Origin of the sequence: Streptomyces sp. NPDC017993 (assembly GCF_044328065.1) — a bacterium.
GTDB lineage: Bacteria > Actinomycetota > Actinomycetes > Streptomycetales > Streptomycetaceae > Streptomyces.
On the sequence record NZ_JBIRGO010000007.1, the window covers coordinates 40,581 to 63,311 of the forward strand.

Here is a 22,731-nt window from a genome sequence, read left to right on the forward strand (position 1 = left end):
CGGGCGCGTGATCACCCGCCGCCGGGTGCGCATGGCCCGGTCTCAGCTCGGCTGCTCGATCAGCTGGGCGATGTAGAGCGCCTCCCCGAGCTTCTCCACCAGCTCCAGCTGGGTGTCGAGATAGTCGATGTGGTGCTCCTCGTCCGCGAGGATGTCCTCGAAGATGTTCGCCGAGGTGATGTCGCCCTTGGTACGCATGACCTCGATACCGCGCTTGAGGCGATCGATCGCCTCCACCTCGACCTGTCGGTCGGCCTGGAACATCTCGGTGACCGTCTGACCGACCCGCACATGGAACAGCCGCTGGTAGTTCGGCAGACCGTCGAGGAAGAGAATGCGGTCCGTCAGGAGTTCCGCGTGCTTCATCTCATCGAACGACTCGCTGCGCGTGTACTTCGCGAGCTTCGTCCAACCGAAATTCTCCTGCATCTTGGCGTGCAGGAAGTACTGGTTGATCGCGGTCAGCTCGGCAGTCAGCTGCTCGTTGAGAAATTCAAGGACCTCGGGGTCGCCCTGCATGGCAGCGGGCTCCTTCCACACGGAAAACTGGGCAGGTGCCGCGCATCCTCGCACCGGGCGAAGCGACCCGTCCAGTAAGTGCACGCTTAGTATGAGTTGCCCGAATCCCTGCCGCCCTGGTCATCGGCACCCCTTCCGGTCTGACAACATGGAGGGCATGGGTCAGCCGGAACGCCACGAAGAGGAGCATTCTCAGCTGCCTCCGGGGCAGCGACTGCAGCGGGGCTGGCCGGTGACGCATTACGGGCCGGTCCCCAAGTTCCGCCCCGAGCGTTGGGAGTTCCGGGCGTTCGGCGCCACCGCGGACGGCGGTAAGCACTGCTGGACGCACGAGGAATTCGCCGCGCTGCCGTACACCACGGTCGTCTCGGATATGCACTGCGTGACCAAATTCAGCATGCTGAGCGCCGAATGGGGCGGAGTGCGGACGCAGACCATCCTGGAACTCGCGCCGCCGGCGCCGGATGTCACCCATGTGATGGTCTGGGCCGAGTACGGCTTCAGTTCGAATTTGCGGCTGGAGGATTTCGCCGCGGAGAACTGCATCTTCGCCACCCACCGCTCCGGTGAACTCCTCACCGCCGAGCACGGCTTCCCGGTCCGGCTGATCGTTCCCCATCTGTACGCCTGGAAGGGCCCCAAATGGGTCCGCGGCATCGAGTACATGACGGCGGATCGCCGTGGCTTCTGGGAGGAGCGCGGCTATCACAACCTCGGCGACCCGTGGCAGGAGCAGCGGTACTCCTATCAGGAGGGGCCGGGCGACGGCCCCGAGCTCTGAGCGCGGCCGGTCCGGCCGTGGGGCGCTCCGACCGCGTCAGCCGTGGTGGCTGTGCACCACGGCGTGCCCCTTCCCGCGGCTGATCATCCAGCGGTTGACGGGCGTGGTCACGACGAACGCCACCACGAGTGAGAGCGCCAGCGCCCCCCAGAACAGCCACCGCGACAGACCGGCGTCCATCGCGCCCGGAATCAGGGCGATGACGCTGTTGTCGACGAGTTCCATCACCGCGATCGACAGGGTGTCTGCGGCCAGGGCGATCTTGACGGCGGCCTTGAGGTTCAGGCCGGTCCGTAGGACGCCGCGCAGGGTGAGCGCGTAGCCGAAAAAGAAGGCCAGCGCGATCGCGAGGATCAGCGTCGGGACGTTGGACCAGCCCAGGGCGGTGCCGATCACCATGCCGAGAACCTCGCCGATGGCGCAGCCGGTGAGGCAGTGCAGGGTGGCCCGGGCGGCCGTCCCCCAGTCCGTCGGTGGGTGATCGCCGGGGCCGCCCGGAGTGTGGGACGCGTGCGGGTCGCGTCCGGTGGGATCCGCGTGTTCGAGGTGTTCCTCGTGCCCGTGCAGCTTCATGGAAACCCCCAGGGGAGGGTGCGGTCACTTGCCGACGATCACCAAGTTATACCCCCCTAGGGTATCCATCAAGAGGTGGGAGACCAGGCTTCGCGCAGCTCCTTGAGGCGGGACACGTCCGCCGCGTGCCCCTCCTTGCCGCCCGGCGTCTCGATCACCAGCGGAACGCCATCGGTCGCGGGATGGGCGAACAGCTCCCCGAACGGCTCGGCACCGATATGGCCCGCGCCGATGTTCGCGTGGCGGTCCTTGTGGGCACCCACCACGTCCTTGGAGTCATTGGCGTGGATCAGCCGCAGCCGGCCCTCGCCCGCCACCTCCACCAGCTCGTCCAGAAGCAGCTTCGTGCCGCCCGGCGCCGCCAGGTCGTGGCCCGCCGCGAAGGCGTGGCAGGTGTCCAGGCAGACCCCGAGCTTGGGGTGCCGGTCCAGCGCGTCGAAGTACGGGCCGAGATCCTCGGCGAGCGCGCACAGCGACGCGCCCTGGCCGGCCGTCGACTCCAGCAGCAGCCACGGGTCGTCGTCGTGCGTCAGCTCGTCGAGCAGCGGCCGCATCCGCTCCCTGACCTGGGCCAGAGCCACGTCGCGGGCCCGTCCGCCGGTCGCCGAGCCGGTGTGCACGACCACGCCGAGCGCGCCGATCTCCCGTCCGCGCCGCAGCGAGTGGCGCAGCGATTCCACGGACTTGTCGACCGTCGCCTCGGTGTGCGAGCCGAAGTTGATCAGATACGGGGCGTGGACATACGCCGGGATCCCGTCCCGCGCGCAGGCCGCCCGGAACGCCTCGTCCTGGTCGGGGTTGCCGGGCGGGGTCGCCCAGCCGCGCGGGTTGGCCACGAAGACCTGCACGGTCTCGCCGCCGATCTCGCGGGCGTAGGGGAGGCCGACCTTGGCCAGGCCGCCGGCGACCGGGACATGGCCCCCGACCGGGTTACGGCGACGGGAGGGCTGCGGGGAAGAGGGAGTGCTCACCTTCCCAGGGTGCCAGGTCCGCCGCGGCCGCAGGTCGCCGGTCCGGGGCCCGGACCGGCGACCACGCTTGCACGGACCGGCGCTACAGCGCGCCCTTGAGCCTGATGGTGATCGTGTCGCCCTTGGGGGCCTGCTCCCCGGCCTCGACCGACTGGGAGTCGACCGTGTCCTGAGGGAACAGCAACGGCTTCTTCACCTCGACCGCGAACCCCAGGGCCCGCAGCTCCCGCCTGGCGTCCTCGACGTCCTTGCCGGTGACATCCGGCACGGTGATCATCTCGGGCCCCTTGGAGACCGTGAGGGTGACCGTCTCGCCCTCGCCCAGGCTTTCGCCCTCGGCCGTCGACTGCCGGGCGATGGTGCCCTTGTCCTCCTCGGAGTGGACCGGCGCCGCCGCGAACTTCACCCGGAGTCCGGCCTCGCGCAGCGTCTCCTGCGCGTCGGCCCGGTCGTCGCCGACCACATCGGGCATCTCCACCTCGGCGCCCCGGCTGATCGTGAGCGCGACGGCCGTGTCGGGCCGCCGCTTGCTGCCCGCGGCCGGGTCCGTACGGATCACCGAGCCCCTGGCGACCTCGTCGCTGAACCCCCGGGTCTCGGTGCCCGGCGTCAGGCCGAGGTCGCGCAGCCGGCGCTTGGCGTCGGCGACCGGTGTGCCCGACAGGTCCGGGATCGAGACGATCTCGGGGCCGCGGGAGACGGTGAGGGTGACCGTGCCGTTGCCCCGGATCCGCTTGCCGTTGGCCGGGTCCGTCGCCATGACATGGCCGCGCTGGACGTTCGCGCTGTAGCCGCGCGACACCTTCACGCCGAGCCCCTCGTCGCGGAGCGTCTTCTCGGCCTTGGACTGCGGCATGTCCAGCACCGCGGGGACGGTCGTGAACTGGCCGGAATTGATGTACCAGACGCCCGTGCCCACCCCGAGGAGCAGCAGCACGGCCGCGACGATGGTGGCGAACCTGCGCCGCTGCAACAGCCCGCCGCGCGGCGCCGGCGCGGACGCCCGGCGCAGCCGAGTGGTGCGGTCGGTGGGCGGCGCGGCGTCCGCCGGTGGCACCTCGAGCCGGCTGGTGCGGTTCAGCTCCGCCTCCCCGGTGGCACCGGGCAGCGGCAGCTGTACGCCGCCGGGCCGCGGCAGCACGTCCGTACGCTCCGAGCCGGCGCCGTCCGCGACCGCCTTCGCCTGCGGCGGCACCGCGTCCAGCTGCTCGTCGGTCAGCCCGGCACGGACCGCCTGCGAGCGGGACAGCATCGCCACCGCGTCCTGGGGGCGCTGCTGCGGATCGCGGGCGGTGGCCAGCGCGACCAGCTCGTCGAGCTGCCCGGCCAGGCCGGGAACGGCCTGCGAGGGCGGTGGTACGTCCTCGTGCAGATGCTGGTAGAGGACCTGCGCCGCGGAACCGCCGGTGTGCGGCTTGCCGCCGGTCAGCATCTCGTAGAGCACCACGCCGCAGGCGTAGACATCGACCCGGGCGTCGGCCGTGCCGCTGTCGATCTGCTCGGGGGCGAGGTAGGAGACGGTTCCCAGGATCGCGCCGGTGGAGGTGGTGTGGGTGTCGACGGTGCGCACCAGGCCGAAGTCGGCGACCTTGACCCGGCCGTCGTCGCCGATGAGGACGTTCTCCGGCTTCATGTCGCGGTGGACCAGGCCGGCGCGGTGCGCGGCGCCCAGGGCGGCGAGGATCGGCTCCAGAATGTCCAGCGCGGCCCGCGGCTGCAGGGCGCCCCGCTCACGCAGGACGTCGCGCAGGGTGCAGCCGGCGACGTACTCCATCGCCAGATAGACGTAGGTGCCGTCCGCGCCCTGGTCGAAGACGCCCACCACATTCGGGTGGGACAGGCGCGCGACCGACTTGGCCTCGCGGATGAAGCGCTCGACGAACGCCTGGTCCGTCGCGAGGGTCGGGTGCATGACCTTCAGCGCCAGCACGCGGTCGAGCCGGGTGTCCACCGCCCGGTAGACGGTGGCCATACCGCCGGCGGCGATGCGCGCCTGGACGCGGTAGCGGCCGTCGAGCAGCTGGCCCACGAGCGGGTCCTGAAGGGTGGTATCCACGGCAGAGAAGTCTACGAGGAACCACCGACACGTCGAACGCCGCGGCGGTCACCCGGGGCGTACTGCAGCCGAACGGTGACAGGAGCACCGGCCACGGACCGCCGCTCCGGGGTCGGAGCCCGCGAGCGGCGGGCCCGCCCGCCGGGTCAGAACGCAGGCCGCTCCGGGTCCAGCTCCGCCACGCCCTCGGTGGGCGAGGACGCGTGCGCGAAGTGCCGGCGCGGGATCCGGCCCGCGCGGTGCGCCAGCCGGCCAGCCTCGACCGCGTGCCGCATGGCGTCCGCCATCAGCTCCGGTTCCTGGGCCCGGGTCACCGCCGACGCCAGCATCACCGCCGCGCAGCCCAGCTCCATGGCGAGCGCGGCATCGGAGGCGGTGCCGGCACCGGCGTCCAGCACGACGGGGACGCCGGCCCGCTCGGTGATCAGCTGGAAGTTGTGCGGATTGCGGATGCCCAGGCCGGAGCCGATGGGGGAGCCGAGCGGCATGATCGCGGCGCACCCCACCTCCTCCAGCTTGCGGGCCAGCACCGGATCGTCGTTGGTGTACGGCAGCACCGTGAAACCGTCGTCCACCAGCGTCTCGGCGGCGTCCAGCAGCTCGATCGGGTCGGGCAGGAGGGTGCGCTCGTCGGCGACGACCTCCAGCTTGACCCAGTCCGTGCCGAGCGCCTCCCGGGCGAGCCGGGCGGTGAGCACCGCCTCGCCCGCGGTGAAGCAGCCCGCGGTGTTCGGCAGCACCTGGATGCCGTGCCGTTCCAGCACGGACAGCACCGAGCCCTGCACGGTCGGGTCCAGGCGCCGCATGGCGACCGTCGTCAGCTCCGTACCGGAGGCGAGCAGCGCGCGCTCCAGGACGTCGAGGCTGGGCGCGCCACCCGTTCCCATGATCAGACGGGATCGGAACGCGGTCCCGGCGATGGTGAGAAGATCATCGGCCATCGGTGCGGATCAGCCTCCCTGGACCGCGGTGAGCACCTCGACGCGGTCGCCGTCGCCGAGCGGGGTGAGGGGCCAGCGGGTGCGTGGCACCACGGTCTCGTTGACCGCGGCGGCCACCCCGGCGGGCGCCTTGGACAGGGTCGCGACGAGCCGGTCCAGGGTGAGGCCGGCGGGGACGTCGCGGGATTCGCCGTTGACGGACACGGACACGGTCGGGGCGCTCATACGGGCTGCTCCTGTGGGGCGCGGGCGCTTTCCGGCCGCGAGCCGGCGGTGGCGGAGAAGCGCGCGGGGGAGAAGGGGCGGGCCTCTTCCGGGAGGCTTCCGGTGGCCAGTACCTCGGCCATCGCGTCGCCGGTGACCGGGGTCAGCAGGACCCCGTTGCGGAAGTGGCCGGTGGCCAGATGGAGGCCGGGCAGCGCGGTCGGGCCCAGCATCGGCGCGTTGTCCGGCGAGGTCGGGCGCAGCCCCGCGCAGGTCTCGACGAGCGGCAGCTCGGTGATGCCGGGGACCAGCTCGTGCGCGTCCCGCAGCAGCTCGTAGACCCCGCCGGCGGTGACGGTGGTGTCCCAGCCCAGCTCCTCGCTGGTGGCGCCGACGACCAGCTCCCCGTCCTCCCGGGGCACCAGGTAAAGGGGGCCGCCGCGGACGACCGCCCGTACGGTGCGCGACAGCAAGGGGGAGCCGCCGCGCGGTGGCTCCGGCATACGCAGCCGCAGCACCTGGCCCTTGACCGGGCGCACCGGCGGCAGCACGTCCTCGGGGACACCGGCCAGCCGCCCGCTGTAGCTGCCCCCGGCCAGCACGACCTGGCCGGCCGACAGCCGTGTGCCGTCGGCGAGCTCGGCCCCGGTCGCCCGGTCGCCGTGGACCGTCAGGCGCTCCGCCCAGCTGCGGTGGAAGGTCACCCCCGCGCGTTCGCAGGCGATCAGCAGGGCGCTCGCCAGCCGGCGCGGATCCACCTGGTGATCGCCGTCCACCCGCAGCCCGCCGCGTACGCCGGGTGCGAGCATCGGCTCCAGGCGACGGCACTCGCGCCCCGTCAGCCACTGTGAATCCAGGCCCGAGCGGGTCTGCAGGGCGTGGAGCTCGCGCAGGTGGGCGCGGTCGTCGGCGTCCAGGGCGACGGCGAGGGTGCCGCACCTGCGGTAGCCGACCTGCTGTCCGCTGGACTCCTCCAGCTCCGCCGCGAAGCGCGGATAGCGTTCCGCGGAGGCGAGGTTGAGCCCGAGCAGGGTCTGCTCGCCGTAGTGCAGCTCGGTGACGGCGGCGAGCATGCCCGCCGCGACCCGGGCCGCCCCGCCGCCGGGCGCGGGGTCGGCCACGGCGGCGCGCAGCCCGCGGCCGGCCGCCCGCCAGGCGGTGACGAGTCCGATGATGCCGCCCCCGATGACGAGGACATCGGGGTGCGTGGTCGCAGCGGCCGATGGTGTGGCAGGTGGATGCATGGGCGTCCAGCCCCTCCCTTCGCCGGCATGACCCGGATCAGGTTCGTACGGTCGGAGGCCGGCCAGCCTCCCTCTCAGCCCGGTGCGTCCGGGCTCCCGCGAGTGCGTGTACCCGTCACCCTAATACGCGTCCGCGACGCGTCGTAAGGGAGCGCCCCGGGCCGTCGGCGGGCCGGCGTTCCGGCGTGACCGCCGGTGACGCTGTGTCAGAGATCTCCTTGCGCGCTGCTGCGAGCGGCGCGACCCGCCGTCCTAGAGTGATCGCGTGAGCCAGCAGAGCAAGTCTTCCCAGGCCCCTGACCGCACGCCGCGCGTGGTGATCGTCGGCGCGGGAATCGCGGGTGTGCAGACCGCGGTCGCGCTGCGCGAACAGGGTTGGCGCGGCGCCGTCACGCTGCTCGGCGACGAGCCCCACCAGCCCTACGACCGGCCCCCGCTGTCCAAGGCGGTGCTGCTCGGCAAGGCCGACGGCTCCACCTTCGACGTCGACTTCCCCGCGCTCGGCATCGATCTGCAGCTCAGCCGGCCGGTCACCGGTCTGGTGCCGGACGCCCACGTCGTCGAGACGGCCGACGGGCCCGTCCCCTATGACTACGCCGTGATCGCCACCGGCGCCGATCCGATCCACCTGCCTGGCGGCGAATCGCAGCCCGGCGTCCATCTGCTGCGCACCCTCGACGACGCGGAGCGGCTGCGGCCGGTGCTGGCCGCCCGGCAGCGCATCGTCGTCGTCGGGGCCGGCTGGATCGGCGCCGAGTTCGCGACCGCGGCACGCGAGTCCGGCTGCGCGGTCACCGTCGTCGAGGCGTCCGACCGCCCGCTGGCCGGTGCGCTGCCCGCCGAGGTCGCCGCCCACATGACCGGCTGGTACACCGAGGCGGGAGCCGAGCTGCGCACCGGCGTACCGGTCGACTCCGTGCGGCCGGGCGCGGTCGAGCTCGCGGACGGCACGACGCTGCCCGCCGACGCGGTGGTGGTCGGGATCGGCGCCAGGCCGGCGACCGGCTGGCTGGGCGGCTCGGGAATCGAGCTGTCCCCCAAGGACGGTTCCGTGCATGCCGACGAGTGGCTGCGCACCTCCGCACCCGACGTGTACGCGGTCGGCGACTGCGCGTCGTTCCCGTCCGCCCGCTACGGCCGCCGGCTGCTGATCCACCACTGGGACAACGCCCTCCAGGGGCCGCGGACGGTCGCCGAGAACATCGCCCGCGGTGCCGCGCCGGGCCTGGCCTACGACCCGGTCCCGTACTTCTGGTCCGAGCAGTTCGGCCGTTTCGTGCAGTACGCGGGCCACCACCCGGTCGCCGACACCCTGGTCTGGCGCGGCGACCCGACCGGCGCCGCCTGGACGGTGCTGTGGCTGCGCGAGGACACCCTGGTGGCGCTGCTGGCCGTGGGGCGGCCCCGGGACCTCGCCCAGGGGCGCAAGCTCATCGAGCGCGGCGCGAAGCTGGACCGCGTCCGGGCGGCCGTCGCGTCCGTATCGCTGAAGTCGGCGGTCCGGTAGGGGGCGGGCCGGGGCGCCCGCCGGGCGCCGCGCCGCCGGCACCGGGCCCCACCGAGGGCCCGCGCGGCTCACCCACCGGTGTGCCGTGGGCCCCCGATGGCGATGCCCGGCTACCGGCTGTCAGTGCGAGGTGGCACGCTTGTCCTGTGACCGAGATTGACGCAAACATCGATGGACTCGTCCCCGCCTGGCTCACCCTCCCCGACATCGCCGAGGCGTTCGGCGTCGAGGTGACGCGCGTCCGGCAGCTGGTCAAGGAGGGCCAGCTGATCGCGGTGCGCCGCGGCGAGAACAGGGCACTGCACGTGCCGGCCGATTTCATCAAGGACGGCAAGATCATCAAGGGTCTGGTCGGGACCCTGACCCTCCTGCGCGACGACGGCTTCGCCGACGAGGAGATGCTGGAGTGGCTCTTCACGCCTGACGAGAGCCTGCCCGGCACCCCCGCGCAGGCGCTGCGCGAGAATCGCGGCACGGAGGTGAAGCGCCGCGCTCAGGCGCTCGCCGTCTGACGCACCCGGCGCGAGCGCGCGCACAACAGCAAACACACCAGCATCCGTAACCGCATCCGCATCTGAGGGGCGTACGGGCCGGACCGTCCGGCCCGTACGCCACCGACCTGGGGGAAGCCGCCCGATGGACACCGCACGACAGGCCCTGGCCGACGCCCGGCTGTATCTGTGCACGGACGCCCGCAAGCGGCAGGGCGACCTCCCGCAGTTCCTGGACGCGGTGCTGTCCTCCGGCGTGGACATCGTCCAGCTGCGCGACAAGGGCATGGAGGCGGCCGAGGAGCTCGACCACCTCGAAGTCCTCGCGGACGCCTGCCGACGGCACGGCAAGCTGCTGGCGGTCAACGACCGCGCGGACGTCGCCCACGCGAGCGGCGCCGAGGTGCTGCATCTGGGACAGGGCGACCTCCCGGTGCCCGCGGCCCGCGCCATCCTCGGCGCGGGGGTGCTCATCGGCCGCTCCACCCACGCCGAGGCCGAGGTGGACGCAGCCATCGCCGAGCCGGGCGTGGACTACTTCTGCACGGGGCCCTGCTGGCCGACGCCCACCAAGCCCGGCCGCCACGCCCCCGGCCTCGACCTGGTCCGCCACACCGCCTCGCGCGCGCCCGAACGCCCCTGGTTCGCGATCGGCGGGATCGACGCCGGCAACCTGGACGAGGTGCTGGAGGCCGGCGCGCGGCGGGTCGTGGTGGTCCGTGCGCTCACCGAGGCGGACGATCCCGCCGCGGCCGCCGCGGCGCTGGCGAAGCGGGTGCGTGCCTGGGACGCATGAGCCGCGGGCGCACCGGAGCGCGGACCATCGCTCTGCGCCCTTGATCCCGGTTCCATGGCATTTTCCGGACGCCCTGATGGCCGGGAGTTGTCCAACCAGTGGACATGAACCCGGCTTACCAGGCATAACGCCGGTGCCGGTTGGAGTGTGACCGGCCGGTGGTTAACCTGCCGGTATGGCCCTAGGTACAGCTTCCACCAGGACTGATCGCGCACGGACAGTGCGCGAGCTGCTGGCTTCCGGCAAGCAGTCATATTCGTTCGAGTTCGCCGCCCCGAAGACCGAGAAGGGCGAGCGGACCCTGTGGAACGCCATTCGCCGGATCGAGGCCGTCTCCCCGACCTTCGTCTCCGTGACGTACGGCGCCGGCGGCACCTCCCGTGACGGCACGGTGCGCGCCACCGAGCGCATCGCCACGGACACCACCCTCACCCCGGTCGCCCACCTGACCGCGGTCAACCACTCCACGGCCGACCTGCGCAACATCATCGGGCAGTACGCCGACGCGGGCATCCGCAACATGCTCGCGCTGCGCGGGGACCCGCCCGGCGACCCGATGGGCGACTGGGTGCGGCACCCCGATGGTGTGGACTACGCCGCCGACCTCGTCCAGCTGATCAAGGAGTCCGGCGACTTCTGCGTCGGCGTGGCCGCCTTCCCCGAGATGCACCCGCGCTCGAAGGACTGGGACTCCGACGTCGCCCACTTCGTCAACAAGTGCCGGGCCGGCGCGGATTTCGCCATCACGCAGATGTTCTTCTACCCGGAGGACTACTTCCGGCTGCGGGACCGCGTGGCGGCGGCGGGTTGCTCGACGCCGATCATTCCGGAGATCATGCCGGTCACCAACGTGCGCCAGATCGAGCGTTTCGCGCAGCTCAGCAACGCGGCCTTCCCGCCGGAGCTGGCCGAACGCATCCTTGCCGTCAAGGATGACCCGGCCGCTGTACGCTCCATTGGCATCGAGTACGCAACGGAGTTGTGTGCGCGCTTGATGGCCGAGGACGTTCCCGGGTTGCACTTCATTACCCTGAACCACTCCACGGCGACCCTGGAAATCTACGAGAATCTGGGACTGCACCAGCAGTCCTGATGACGGTGGCCGGAAAGCGGCGGAAGAGGGGCGTATATGGGCTGGACGGTCCTCTACATCGCATTCGGCCTCGTCGCGCTGTGGCTGCTGGGTGAGGTACTGCTCCAGTACAAGGCCCGGCTGCGCTGGCGGCTGCTCGCCTTCGCGGGCTTCCTCGGCGTGGTCCTCGGCGTCATCATCCCGTCGGTGATCGTGATCGGGTTGGGTGCCATCGCCTTCGCGGTCGGGCAGACCCAGGTCACGCTCTCCTTCCGGCGGGGCTTCTCGACCGGCTGGGCACTGGGTGGCAAACCGGGCGAGAGCCGGCGGCGCAGGGCCCGCTCCTCCGCGCCGCCGGCCGCCGAGCCGACCTTGCAGGTGTCCGACCTGGAAGCGGTGCCCCTCGCCGACGCCGCAGGGGCGGGTGCGGACGACACGGCCGTCTTTCCGGGGCAGAACGGCGCCTACGCGGGCCGGAACGGCGAGGACGTCTACCAGGACCAGAACGTCTTCGTGGGCTCGTACGGCGACGACACCCTCAACGGCCCCCTGACGCAGGAGACTTACGCCGGCGACGGGTTCTACAACGCGGGCGACGGCTACCGCGCGCACGACCCCTACCAGGACCAGCAGCAGACCTACGCCGGCCAGGACGCCTACGCGCGTCACGACACCGCCGTCTACGCCCCGCAGCCGATGCCCGACGAGACCGGCCAGTACGGCATCTACAGCCCCGACGCCCGCAATCCGCAGGGCGACTACCCCGAATACCCCGACTATCCCGGCTACGACGCGTACGGCAACGCCACCGGCAACGCCACCGGTAACGGCGACGGTAACGGCTATGGATACGGCGGCAGTTACGGTCAGCCCGCCGCGGGCCAGGACGCCTACGCCGATCCGTACGGCGGGTACGGAGGGTACGGCGACGGCCAGGGGCAGCAGGCGCCCTACTCCGACCCGTACATCGGCACGCAGCAGTACTCCGCGCCGTACGACCCCTACGCGCAGCCGGACCCCTATGGCGGGGCGCCGTATGCGCAGCAGTACGACGGCCTGCCGTCCGACGGGCAGGGGCAGCCGCTGGGCCAGGACTTCGGGCAGGGCTACCACGAGACGCCGCCCGGCGGGGCCTGGGTACCGCAGCAGCGCGACGGGGAACTCCCGCCCGAGCAGCCGCCCTACCCGCCGAACTCGCCGCAGGGCTACGACGAACAGCACTACCGCTACTGAGCCACTGCCACTGAGCCACTGCCACTGAGTCATCGTCGCTGGGTCACCGCCGTGGAGCCGCTCGGGGCGCGAGCCATGGCCGCAGGCTTGGGACCTGCTGACCTGCTGACCTGGGTGCGAGCCCGCCGCGTGTGGTGACGTCCCGGCATCCCGTGGGCGCACAGTGCACTGCCTTGCGTACCGGGACGGCCGCCTCATGGCTTTCCGTACCGGGCCGGCTGTCTCCCGACGGCCTCTCGCCCGGCAGGCGACGGCCGGCGCGGCCATGCCTCACCACCGTCACCGTCAGGTCGAGCCGCGCCAGTCGTCGCCGTTCACGATCAGGCCCGCGACGATCGCGCCGGACATTCCGGCGTGCGCGAGGCCGCCGCCCGGGTGCGACCAGCCGCCGACCGCGTAGAGCCCTGGTATCCGGGTGCGGTTGGCGGGCCGCAGGAAGCGGCCTTCCGCGCCGGCCAGCGCAGGTCCCGGCACCCGCGCCTCCTCGCCGGCCGGCAGGATCTCCCGCCACCGCAGACGCTCCCGCAGCCCGGGGACCGCGGCCTCGGCGATCTCCGTCATCCGGTCGGCGAAGGACTCCGCATGCCCCGGCCCGGCGGGCGCTGTCCCCGTCCGGAGGGGAGCGGCGACGGCCGCTGTGAGCGTCACCGCCTCGTGGTCGTCATCCGGCCGGGAGCCGGGGTCGTCCGGCCGCAGGACCGTCACCGTCGGATCGGCGCAGGGGACGCCTCGAGCGGCGTCCTCACCGAATACCGCGGCCAGTTCGGCCCCGCGGTCCGCGGTGTGCAGCACCGTGCGGTGCGCGGCGTCCTGCGGGCGGCGGCCGCTCAGCGCGAGTGCGACCGTGAACCGTCCCGGCGCGCGCAGTTCCGCCGCGGTGCCGGGACGGATCTCGTCGTCGCCCCACGGCAGCGCCCCCGGCAGCATCGGCTCCAGGAGGGCCGGGGCGACGCCGGCGACGACGACATCCGCCTCCTCCACCCGGCCGTCGGCGAGTTCCACGCCCGCCGCCCGGCCGTCCTTCGCCACGATCCGGGTCACCTCGGCGCCGAAGGCGAACTCCACCTTGCGGGCCGTACAGCGCGCGAACAGCGCGTCGGCCAGGGCGCGCATGCCGCCGCGGACGTACCAACTCCCGAAGGTCTCCTCCATGTAGGGCAGCACGGCCGCGCTCGCCGGGACGCTGCGTGGGTCGAAGCCGTAAGACGTCGCGTGGCTCTCCAGCAGCGCGATGAGCCGGGGGTCGGCCAACTCGCGGCGGGCGACCTCGGCGAGGGGCGCGGTCGTCGGGCCCTTGCCCCGCCCGAACAGGCCACGTCGGCGCACCGCCGGATACGGGTCGCTCCCCAGCACCTGCCAGTCCGGTCGCAGCGGTTCCTCCAGCAGCGGCCGCCGGGTGGCGTCCCAGGTCTCGCGGGCGCGGTTGATGTACGCACTCCAGCGCTCGCCCGCCCCGGCTCCCAGGGCGGCGTCCAGTGCCTCGACGACGCCGGCCCGTGAGGCGTTCGGCAGCGAGACGGCGGTGCCGTCCGCGAAGACATGGCGGACCGCGGGATCGACCTGCGTCAGCTCGACGCAGCGCTCCAGCGGCTCACGGCCGGTCTTGACGAACAGATCGCGGTAGACCGCCGGCAGATGCAGCAGGCCGGGGCCCGTATCGAAGGCGAAGCCGTCCCGCTCGAACCGCTGCAGCGCGCCGCCGTGCGTCGCGCCGCGCTCGAACACCGCCACCCGGTGGCCCGCGACGGCCAGCCGGGCAGCGGCCGCCATCGCGCCCATCCCGGCGCCGATCACCGCAATCCGTGCCATGCCTGCGACTTTATCCGGCCCCTCTGACAACGCCCGCACGGCCGGGGGTTCAGGCGGATCAGCCTGGTGGCACCGCGCCGCGCACCACCGCCGGCTGCCGCTTCGCCGCGCGCCGCTGCCGCCGGCTCCGCAGGTACCGTCGGATCCGCGACCACAGGAAGATCACCACGGTGACGCCCGCGACCAGCAGCGCGGCGGCGATGACCGCGGCGGCCAGCGGATGGAACACCGCGAAGACGATGATCCCGGCGACGCCCAGGTCCTCGACCACGCTCAGCACGATGTTGCTCGCGGGCTCCGGCGAGGTGTTCACCGCGATCCGGGTCCCCGCCTTGACCAGGTGGCTCAGCAACGCCGTGGAGCCGCCCACCGCGCCCGCCGCCAGCTCCGGCAGCGATCCGTCGTGCCCGGCCAGCAGCGCCGCCACCACAGCGCCGGCGACCGGCCGGATCACCGTGTGCACGGTGTCCCACACCGAGTCCACGTACGGGACCTTGTCGGCGACCGCCTCGCAGAGGAACAGCACCCCCGCGACGATCAGCACATCGGGCCGCTGGAGCGCCGCGGGGACGTCGTCGCTGATCCCGGTCGCGCCGAGCAGGCCGAGGAGCAGGACGACGGCATAGGCGTTGATCCCGCTCGCCCAGCCACTGGTGAACACCAACGGGAGTACGGACACACGGGCGATCGTAGGGCAGCCCTGGGGCGCGGTGCTCAGCTTTGAGTATCCGTACTCAGGCTCCGAGATGAGTAGGTACGCGGATGGGCCGGAGGCCGCCCGGAAGGAAGAGTGGGGACCACGGAAGGGAAGCGGCGCCGCACCGCCGACACGGGGCGGCGGAACGGCGCGGCTCCCGGACGTGACGGGGGAAGTACGGGGGCTCCACGGGGGAGCACGGGGGAGCACGGGGGAAGCGCTGTCCTGGTCGGATCGATGGGGGAACGATCCGTGCCAGGGCAGCGCACTCTTTTGTGCCGGGCACCCGTACGGTGCGCGCCGTACCTGGCCGTACGGCGCGCACTGACGTCACCGCCCCTCAGGCCGGGCGGCCGCTGACCCGCCCCTGGAGCAGCCGCGACAGCGACGCGTGGACGTCGTCGATCGACCGGTCCGGCTGGTAGGACTGCCAGTCCAAAGCGGCCACCAGGACCATCCCGAACAGCGCGGACGCGGTGAGCGGAATGTCGATGTCCTCGCTCAGCTCCCCGCCGGCGACAGCCTCCCGCAGTACGTCCTCCACCACCGTGATGGCCCGTTCGCGCACCACCATCAGCGTCGACTGCCAGGCGCGATTGGTGCGCCACAGCTCCGCGACGTAGAGCTGCGTGAGCGCCGGGTAGCGGGAGATGAAGTCCAGGCCGGCCCGGATCATCGCGTCCAGGGCGTCGATCCGGCTGCCGCCCCGGTCGGCGACCTCCTCGGAGGCCGCCTGCAAGGAGGCCGCCAGCAGTTCGATGCCGTGCCGGAGCAACTCCTCGAAGAGCACATTCTTGCTGGCGAAGTTGTAGTAGACGGTGCCCTTCGCAACGCCCGCCCGCTCGGCGATCTCGTCCACCGTGGTGGACGAGAAGCCCTGTTCCGCGATGAGGGTGACCGCGGCGTCGAAGAGTTTGCGCCGGGTGGCGTCGCGGCGTGTATTGGAGCTGTCCATGGGGGCGATTGTGCCGCCCCCCGCGGTCCCGGCGCTCACAGGCTCAGCTCCGGATGCAGGTCCTTCATCCGCACGACCTGCCGTCCACGGGCCGACAGGGACGTCAGTGCGAGCGCCCCGACGGTGAACGCCAGCAGCACCAGACTGCCCTGCCACACCGGTTCCAGGCCGCCGCCCGTGATGAGCCGGCGCAGCCCCTCCACGACGTAACTCATCGGCAGGTAGGGGTGGATGGCGCCGAAGAAGCCGGGGCTTGTCTGCACCGGGTACGTGCCGCCGGCCGAGGTCAGCTGGAGCATCAGCAACGCCAGCACCAGGATCCGTCCCGCTGGTCCGAACCGGGCGTTCAGCCACTGCACGATCGCCGAGAAGCAGGCCGTCACCAGGACGAGGAATCCGACCGTGCCGGCCGCCCGCACCATCTGCAGACCGAGCGCGAAGTGCAGGACGGACATCAGGGCCGCGGTCTGCAGCACCCCGAGGGCGAACACCGGCAGCCATCCCGAGACCGCCACCCGCCAGGAGGCCGCACCCATCGCCAGGGCCCTGCGGTTGAGCGGCTGGATCAGCATGTAGGCCACCATCGCGCCCACCCACAGCGACAGCGGGATGAAGTACGGGGCGAAGCCGGTGCCGTAATTCGGCGCCCGGTGGGCGGAGTCGGACGCAAGCTGCACCGGGTCGGCCATCACCCGGGTGCGGGCGTCGCGCTCCTTCTTGTCGTAGTCGGGAATCCGCGCGGCCCCGTCGTGCAGCCCGCCGGCCAGCTTCGAGGAGCCGTCGGACAGCTTGAACATGCCGCCGTTCAGCGTCTGCGCGCCGTCCTTGAGCTTGCCCACACCGGAGTCGAGGTCGCCCGCGCCGGTGGCCGCCCGGCCGGTGCCGTCGTGCAGGTCGCGGGCGCCGTCGGCCACCTTGTCCGCGCCGTCGGCGAGCTTGTCCGTGCCGGCCGCCAGCTTCTCCGCGCCCGTGGAGACCTTGTGCGCACCGTCGTTGAGGTCGTTGATCTTCTTGACGGCCGCGTCCATGTCCGCGCCGAGAGTCGGGCCGTGCGCGGCCAGCTCGGCGGCCAGGGAGTGCAGGGTGTCCAGGTCCTTGCCGAGCCGGTCCAGATTCTTCTGGTCGTGGACGTAGCCGCTGACCTCCTCGGCCTTGTCCGCCGCGGTCGCCGCCTGCTCCTTGATCTGCTTCAGCTCGGCGCACGAGACGTCGAGGTTCACCCCGCCCTCGCCGCAGCGCAGCCGGTAGAAGGTGTCCAGGTGGTCGGAGATTCCCCGGGAGAGCCTGGCCCCGGAGTCGGCCGCGGCGGGGAGCTTGTCCAGGTGGTCGTTGACCGCCTGGGAGCCGTCGGCGACTAGCTGCGCCGCCTCGCCGATCTCCTTGCCGTGGGCCCGGATGAAGGGCCCCACCTTGCCGTCGATCCTGTTGACCGTGTCGGCGAGCTGCTGGGTGCCCTTGGCCACCTGCCCGGATCCGTCGGCGACCTTGTGCGAGCCGTCGGCCGCCGTGTCGGCGCCGCGGGCGAGATCGGAGCTGCCCCGGGTGAGCCGCCCGGCGCCCGCGTCGAGGTCGCCCAGGCCCTTGACCAGCTCACCGCTGCCGTTCTTCGCGGTGCCCAGCCCGTCGGACAGCTTGCCGGTGCCGTCCTTGGCCCGGCCGATGCCGTCCTCCAGCTTGTCGGCGCCGTCCGCGGCCTGCTCCGTCTTGCCGTGCAGCGTGGAGAAGGAGACGAAGATCTTGTCGAGGAAGGTGCGGGAGGACTTCGTGGAGGCCGCCGAGCGCACCTCGGAGAAGACCGTCCGGGAGATCTGCCCGACGATGTAGTTGTTGGCGTCGTTCGTGCGCACCTTGAGGGCGCCGGTCTCCGGATGGTCCCCGGAACTGGAGGCGATCCGCCGGCTGAAGTCCTTCGGGATCGACAGCGAGAGGTAGTACGCACCGTCCTCGACGCCCTGGTCGGCGTCGTCCGCGTCCACGGCACGCCAGTCGAAGGTGTCGCTGTCGCGCAGCCCGTCGACGATGCTGTCGCCCGCCGAGATCCGCTTCCCGTCGACGTCGGCGCCCTTGTCCTCGTTGACCAGCGCCACCGGTATCCGGTCCAGCCGGCCGTACGGGTCCCAGAAGGACCACAGATACAGGGCGCCGTACAGGAGCGGCAGCAGCAGAAGGGCGGCCAGCGCGGCGCGCGGCAGCTTCCCCCGGCCGAACCGCTTCAGCTCAAGCGCGGCGAGCTTCGGCGAGCGCATCGGCCGTCGTCCCTTCGTTGTCGTCGTGCACGGCGTCCGGGGCGGCGTCGGAGTCGGTGGTGTCCGTGGCGTCGGTGGCGCCCGTGGCGTCCTTGGGCTCCTTGGCAGCGCCGTTCGTGGCGGCGTCGGTGTCCTCGGGTGCCGCGGTGGGTTCGGGTGCCGCGGCTGAGTCCGCGGTTGCTTTGGTGCCGGTTCCGGTTCCGGTGCCGGCGTCGGTGCTGGTGTGAGTGCCGGTGGCGCCCGGTCCCTCCGCCGAGGCGTTCCGCTCCTGCCGGCCGGTGCGCACCATCACCACGCCGGCCGCATCCTCCGGCGGTTCGCTGCACACCGCGACGACGGTCGTGCCGGCCGCCGCCAGGCTGCGCAACAGCGCCCAGGCCGCCGCCCGGTCGCCGTCGGAGAGCTTCAGGTCGGTGTCGTCCACGGCGAGCAGCCGAGGTGCGCCGATCAGCGCGAGCGCGACGGACAGACGCAGCGCCTCCAGCCGCTCCAGATCGCGTACGGACGTACGGATCCCCTTGGGCAGCGAGTCCAGGTCCAGGCCGGCCGCTTCGAGCGCGGCGTCCACCAGGGCACGGGCCTCGGCCCTGCGCTCCTCGCGCGGCCGCAGCAACCCACGCAGCGCGCCCCCGAACCGGCCCTGGAGCAGGGCGCGTTCGCGAAGATGCTCGCCCACCGTCAGCACCGGATCGAGTTCGGCGACCCCCGGCACATGGGCGAGCGCGGTGACGGACCGGACGGCGGCCATCTTCTTGGGCAGCGGCACGCCGCCGATGTCCGCGGTGCCGGCGGCGGACTTCATCCGGCCGGTGAGCGCGAGCAGCAGGCAGGTGCGGCCCGAGCCCGACGGTCCCTGTACCGCGATCAGCGAACCGGGTTCCGCCGCGATGTCGATGCTCTGGAACGCCCATCCGCGGGGGCCTTTTACCCCGAATCCCGCGGCCGTGACCGACGCCCCGTGCGGGGTGCTGTCCACGATCCCCTCCTTGAACTGACTGGTCAGTTCAAAAATAGGCATCCCACCCCTCTTCCCGCAAGGGGGTGTGGGGAACCTGGCGGGATTCCGTCCCCTTTCCGGCGAAAGGGCAGGTCAGCGCCGATTGTCAGTGCCGTACCTCACGATGGGGTCATACGGTCCCGAACCGGCATGCGACGACAGGAGGTTCGTCATGGCAGCTCGTCCCACAGCGGGCAGCTCCGCTGCGTACGGTCCCCCGAGTGATGTCCACCCCGTCCTGAGGCGGACAACAGCGCCACCCGCCGCCCTCGACCTGCTGACCCAGGCCCAGTACGGCCTCGATGAAGCGCATACCCTCGAATCCGCCAATGAACGGTTCGCCACGGCCCATCTGGCCGCGCTGCGTACCGCGGCCGCCGTCCTCGCCGTGCGCGGCAGGCCCGAGAGCACCGTGCGCCGCAGGCAGCGTATCCGCAGTGCCTGGGAGGTCCTCCCCGAGGTCGCTCCCGAACTCTCCGAATGGAGCGCCCTGTTCGCCGCCGGCGCCGCCCGCCGCGCCAAGGCCGAGGCCGGCATAGCCGGTGCGGCGAGCAGCCGCGACGCCGACGACCTGCTGCGGGACGTCGCCATGTTCCTCCGCCTGGTGGAGCGGATGCTCCTCCTCCAGCCCTCCCTGCCACCCCAGCGGGCCGGCTGACGGGCCGCCTGAGGGGGGTGGCGGACGAGTGAGGGGCGGAAGGCCCGACGGGCGGGGCGTGATGCGAGGGGGCTTACGCCCGGGGGCGTGACGTGCGGGGCTCGCCGCGGTGTGGGGCGTGACGTGCGGTGCCTGACGTGCGGGGCTCGACTCGCGAGGCATACGCGCGGCGCCTGACGTGTGCGGCGGGGAGAAAGCGATCGGGGGTGAATCGGGAGGTACGGGCGCGAGAGTGGTGGCGGAGTGGGGTGGGGTGGGGGTGGGCTCGGGGGAGGGGAGGGGGGAAGGAGACGCGGGACGGTGCGGTGAGGGCGTCGCCAGGGCTTCAGTGCGCCCTGGCCCCACAGATCGACTTCGCCCGCTCTCGCCCCGCCCGCTTCCCGCCCCGCCTGCCCGCTTCCCGCCCCCGCCGGTTGCCTGCTCGCTGTCCGCCCGGCGGCCCGCTCTGCCCGTTGCCTGCCCCGCCTGCGGCCCGCGCTGCCGGGCGCCCGTGCTTGCCCGTGGCCCGTGGCCCGTGTCCAGTCGCCGGTCGCGGTCGCCGGTCGCCGGTCGCCGGTCGCCGGTCGCCAGTCGCCCGTGGCCCGTGCTTGCCCCTCGCCCGTGCTGCCCGTGTCATCCCGGACGGGGGCATGGGCGGCACAAGGGGCGCCCCAGGCGGCGGACGGCGCGGAACGCAATAGGGTGGTGGGCGCCTAGACGTTCATGCCCCCTCCGAGGAGCCACCCGCCGTGTCTGACCCGCTGCGCCCGCGCGCATCCCTTCGTACCGCCGTGGTCTGGGAGGTCCTCAAGGACGCCCTGGAGGGCCGGGTCAAGGCCGCCGGGCGCGACGCCCTTGACGTCCTCGACACCGGTGGGGGCACCGGCAACTTCGCCGTACCGGTGGCCCGCCTCGGCCACCGCGTGACGGTCGTCGACCCGAGCCCCAACGCCCTCTTCGCCCTGGAGCGCCGGGCCGCGGAGGCGGGCGTCGCCGACCAGGTGCGTGCCGTGCAGGGCGACGCCCACGGTCTGTTCGACGTCGTCGAGCGCGGCGGCTACGACGCCGTGCTCTGCCATGGCGTGCTGGAGTACGTCGACGACCCGGCCGAGGGCGTTCGTAACGCCGTCGCCGCGCTGCGCCCGGCCGGCACCCTCAGCCTTCTCGCCGCCGGCCTGGGCGGAGCCGTCCTCGCCCGCGCCCTTGCGGGGCACTTCGACGAGGCCCGCCAGGCACTCACCGACCCGGCAGGCCGCTGGGGCGACGGTGACCCGGTGCCGCGCCGTTTCACGGCCGAGCAGCTCACCGACCTGGTCTCCGCCACCGGCCTGCAGGTCGGTGGCGTGCACGGCGTCCGGGTCTTCGCCGACCTGGTCCCCGGTGTGCTCGTCGACACCGAACCGGGTGCCATGGAGGCGCTGCTGAAGCTGGAAGCGGCGGCCGCGGAACAACCCGCCTTCCACGCCGTCGCGACCCAGCTCCACGTCCTCGCCGAGCGCGACTGACCTACCCGGTCCGCACGCCTGGCGCGTGCAGTCGGCCACAGGCCACCCGATCAGCCCCTTCTCCCCGTATGATCGGGGTACGACGTTCCGGCATGACGGATAGGCGGGTGGGGAATGCAGGCAGCATCACCACGTGCCGCCGTGGCGGCCCGGACTGTGAAGTGGCGTAGAGGGGCGGGTTTCACGGGGGCGATTCCCTGCCTATCCTGAAAGGGTCGCACCCGGTCGCCCCCCGCGACCGACGAGTAGGAGGACTCCGTGCCGCTCTCGGAGCACGAGCAGCGCATGCTCGAGCAAATGGAGCGAGCGCTGTACGCCGAAGATCCCAAGTTCGCGACAGCGCTTGAGGGAAGCGGGCTGCGTACGTACACCCGGCGACGGGTCTACCAAGCGGTCGCGGGCTTCCTGGTGGGTATCGCCCTGCTCATGGCCGGAATGGTCGCGCAGCAGATCTGGATCAGTGTGGTGGGCTTCCTCGTCATGCTCGGCTGTGCGGTGCTGGCAGTCACCGGATGGCGTAAGGCCCCCAAGCCGGGCGAACAGCAGTCCGGCACGGGCTCCAAAGGCACGCCCGGCGCGCCCGCGGGCCGCCAGGCCAAGCAGCGGCGCTCGATGATGAACCGCATCGAGGACCGCTGGCAGCGCCGCCGCGACGAACAGGGCCACTGACCCCTACTTTTTCGCGTTCTTTCGCGCGTCTCAGCTTTGCGTGCCGCGGCCGCCCGACAGGATCGGGCGGCCGCGGCACGTTGTTTTTGTGCGACGGTCCCTCGCGTCCCTGGGCTCTGTCCGCCAACCGAAACGCTTGTTGGGCAACACGGCCCCGGGGGCGCCGCGCCGTCGACGGGCAGGGACCTTGTCTCCACTCCTCTGCTGCCCTGGCCCACCTCGCGCTGGGTCAGAGCGCAGACTCACCCTGGGCCCGGCCCGGCCCAGAGCCCCGACTCGCCTGAGCCCGCCCCGGCCCGGTTCCGTTAGGTGTGCAGCATGGCGCTCCGGGCGCTTCGACTTGGCTGATGCCTTCACACGCCATCCGGCGGGAGCCTGCGGCCTCGCCCAGGCAGGCCACGGACCGTCCCCGCCCCAGCCGGCCCGCCCCCGCCCCTGCCTGTCCCAGCGTCCGGCCAGTCCCACCCAGCCACCGTGACGCGGTCCAGGGCCCGCCCCGCCCACAGACACCCGGAACACGCCCTCGGCCCTGCCGGCCCTCGGCCCGCGTCTCACTCAGGGGAGACGGCTGCCTGGTCGCTTCCTTCGCCCCCGCCCGGCCCGCCCTGACCGACCCGCCCGCGCCCCGGGGGCCACAGCCGTCCGTCCCGGCCGCAGCGGCCCTGAGGCCGGCCTGAACGGGGCCGGCCGCCTGCGGGACGGCCGCAGGGGCAACCGGCCGTCCCGCCCGAATCTGAACCACGGCCGACCCCTCGGCCGGTGTTCCCGGCCCTCAGGCCTCCTGCAGCCCCTTCGCAGGCATGCGGGCATGCGGGTATGCGGGCACGC

Annotated in this window: 21 protein-coding genes and 1 riboswitch; of the genes, 9 read left to right on the forward strand and 12 right to left on the reverse strand. The window is 72.5% G+C overall.

All coding sequences use genetic code 11. The features are described from left to right. Positions 1–42: 42 nt before the first annotated feature. Entirely contained in the window at positions 43–519 is a 477-nt protein-coding gene (gene bfr / locus ACH4FH_RS14330) for a bacterioferritin (protein WP_398556116.1), read from the reverse strand. A gap of 148 nt (positions 520–667) precedes the next feature. On the opposite strand from bfr, the gene ACH4FH_RS14335 reads away from it, so the two are divergent. Then, positions 668–1,300: a sulfite oxidase-like oxidoreductase gene (locus ACH4FH_RS14335; protein WP_398556117.1), complete on the forward strand. Its 633-nt coding sequence runs from the start codon at positions 668–670 to the stop codon at positions 1,298–1,300. A 36-nt stretch (positions 1,301–1,336) separates the two neighbouring features. Here ACH4FH_RS14335 and ACH4FH_RS14340 read toward each other — a convergent pair whose 3' ends face one another. From ACH4FH_RS14340 to thiO, 6 genes are all read right to left on the reverse strand, one after another. After that, the gene (locus ACH4FH_RS14340) at positions 1,337–1,873 is read right to left on the reverse strand and encodes a DUF4396 domain-containing protein (RefSeq protein WP_398556118.1); all 537 of its coding nucleotides are present in this window, start codon (positions 1,871–1,873) and stop codon (positions 1,337–1,339) included. Between the two features lie 68 nt (positions 1,874–1,941). Further along, entirely contained in the window at positions 1,942–2,844 is a 903-nt protein-coding gene (locus ACH4FH_RS14345; RefSeq protein ID WP_398556119.1) for a deoxyribonuclease IV, read from the reverse strand. Between the two features lie 82 nt (positions 2,845–2,926). Then, on the reverse strand, positions 2,927–4,900 hold the full coding sequence (gene pknB / locus ACH4FH_RS14350) for a Stk1 family PASTA domain-containing Ser/Thr kinase (protein WP_398556120.1): 1,974 nt from the start codon (positions 4,898–4,900) through the stop codon (positions 2,927–2,929). Positions 4,901–5,046: 146 nt separating this feature from the next. Further along, positions 5,047–5,841 (reverse strand): thiazole synthase, encoded by a 795-nt coding sequence (locus ACH4FH_RS14355; protein ID WP_398556121.1) that lies wholly within the window; start codon positions 5,839–5,841, stop codon positions 5,047–5,049. A gap of 9 nt (positions 5,842–5,850) precedes the next feature. Next, positions 5,851–6,066 (reverse strand): sulfur carrier protein ThiS, encoded by a 216-nt coding sequence (gene thiS / locus ACH4FH_RS14360; RefSeq protein WP_398556122.1) that lies wholly within the window; start codon positions 6,064–6,066, stop codon positions 5,851–5,853. Then, on the reverse strand, positions 6,063–7,289 hold the full coding sequence (gene thiO, locus ACH4FH_RS14365; RefSeq protein WP_398556123.1) for a glycine oxidase ThiO: 1,227 nt from the start codon (positions 7,287–7,289) through the stop codon (positions 6,063–6,065). The genes thiS and thiO overlap by 4 nt, the downstream gene beginning before the upstream one ends. Further along, positions 7,287–7,399, reverse strand: a riboswitch (TPP riboswitch). (Overlaps the previous gene by 3 nt.) A gap of 155 nt (positions 7,400–7,554) precedes the next feature. On the opposite strand from thiO, the gene ACH4FH_RS14370 reads away from it, so the two are divergent. The 5 genes from ACH4FH_RS14370 to ACH4FH_RS14390 all read left to right on the forward strand — a co-directional run bounded on the left by ACH4FH_RS14370 (position 7,555) and on the right by ACH4FH_RS14390 (position 12,388). Beyond that, positions 7,555–8,796, forward strand: a complete 1,242-nt coding sequence (locus tag ACH4FH_RS14370; protein ID WP_398556124.1) for an NAD(P)/FAD-dependent oxidoreductase — start codon at positions 7,555–7,557, stop codon at positions 8,794–8,796. 146 nt (positions 8,797–8,942) lie between these two features. Beyond that, a complete protein-coding gene (locus ACH4FH_RS14375; protein WP_398556125.1) occupies positions 8,943–9,308 on the forward strand; it encodes an Rv2175c family DNA-binding protein in 366 nt (121 codons plus the stop codon). 124 nt (positions 9,309–9,432) lie between these two features. Beyond that, positions 9,433–10,083, forward strand: coding sequence for a thiamine phosphate synthase (thiE, locus tag ACH4FH_RS14380; RefSeq protein ID WP_398556126.1), 651 nt, complete (start codon positions 9,433–9,435; stop codon positions 10,081–10,083). Between the two features lie 175 nt (positions 10,084–10,258). After that, entirely contained in the window at positions 10,259–11,176 is a 918-nt protein-coding gene (metF, locus tag ACH4FH_RS14385) for a methylenetetrahydrofolate reductase [NAD(P)H] (protein WP_398556127.1), read from the forward strand. Positions 11,177–11,212: 36 nt separating this feature from the next. Continuing rightward, the gene (locus ACH4FH_RS14390; protein WP_398556128.1) at positions 11,213–12,388 is read left to right on the forward strand and encodes a hypothetical protein; all 1,176 of its coding nucleotides are present in this window, start codon (positions 11,213–11,215) and stop codon (positions 12,386–12,388) included. 285 nt (positions 12,389–12,673) lie between these two features. On the opposite strand, the gene ACH4FH_RS14395 is transcribed toward ACH4FH_RS14390, so the two are convergent. The 5 genes from ACH4FH_RS14395 to ACH4FH_RS14415 all read right to left on the reverse strand — a co-directional run bounded on the left by ACH4FH_RS14395 (position 12,674) and on the right by ACH4FH_RS14415 (position 19,113). After that, positions 12,674–14,197 carry a phytoene desaturase family protein gene (locus ACH4FH_RS14395; protein WP_398556129.1) on the reverse strand — a complete coding sequence of 508 codons (1,524 nt, stop codon included), beginning with the start codon at positions 14,195–14,197 and terminating at the stop codon, positions 12,674–12,676. A gap of 58 nt (positions 14,198–14,255) precedes the next feature. Beyond that, positions 14,256–14,876: a DUF4126 domain-containing protein gene (locus ACH4FH_RS14400; RefSeq protein WP_398556130.1), complete on the reverse strand. Its 621-nt coding sequence runs from the start codon at positions 14,874–14,876 to the stop codon at positions 14,256–14,258. 358 nt (positions 14,877–15,234) lie between these two features. Beyond that, positions 15,235–15,849, reverse strand: coding sequence for a TetR/AcrR family transcriptional regulator (locus tag ACH4FH_RS14405; RefSeq protein ID WP_398556131.1), 615 nt, complete (start codon positions 15,847–15,849; stop codon positions 15,235–15,237). 35 nt (positions 15,850–15,884) lie between these two features. After that, positions 15,885–18,095 carry a YhgE/Pip family protein gene (locus tag ACH4FH_RS14410; protein WP_398556132.1) on the reverse strand — a complete coding sequence of 737 codons (2,211 nt, stop codon included), beginning with the start codon at positions 18,093–18,095 and terminating at the stop codon, positions 15,885–15,887. Then, the gene (locus ACH4FH_RS14415) at positions 18,067–19,113 is read right to left on the reverse strand and encodes an ATP-binding cassette domain-containing protein (protein WP_398556133.1); all 1,047 of its coding nucleotides are present in this window, start codon (positions 19,111–19,113) and stop codon (positions 18,067–18,069) included. The genes ACH4FH_RS14410 and ACH4FH_RS14415 overlap by 29 nt, the downstream gene beginning before the upstream one ends. A gap of 151 nt (positions 19,114–19,264) precedes the next feature. On the opposite strand from ACH4FH_RS14415, the gene ACH4FH_RS14420 reads away from it, so the two are divergent. The 3 genes from ACH4FH_RS14420 (at position 19,265) to ACH4FH_RS14430 (ending at position 21,903) form a co-directional block, all read left to right on the forward strand. Continuing rightward, positions 19,265–19,750 carry an SAV_6107 family HEPN domain-containing protein gene (locus ACH4FH_RS14420; protein ID WP_398556134.1) on the forward strand — a complete coding sequence of 162 codons (486 nt, stop codon included), beginning with the start codon at positions 19,265–19,267 and terminating at the stop codon, positions 19,748–19,750. 728 nt (positions 19,751–20,478) lie between these two features. Further along, a complete protein-coding gene (locus ACH4FH_RS14425) occupies positions 20,479–21,234 on the forward strand; it encodes a methyltransferase (protein ID WP_398556135.1) in 756 nt (251 codons plus the stop codon). A 258-nt stretch (positions 21,235–21,492) separates the two neighbouring features. Further along, the gene (locus ACH4FH_RS14430) at positions 21,493–21,903 is read left to right on the forward strand and encodes a DUF3040 domain-containing protein (RefSeq protein WP_398556136.1); all 411 of its coding nucleotides are present in this window, start codon (positions 21,493–21,495) and stop codon (positions 21,901–21,903) included. The last annotated feature ends 828 nt before the right edge of the window (positions 21,904–22,731 follow it).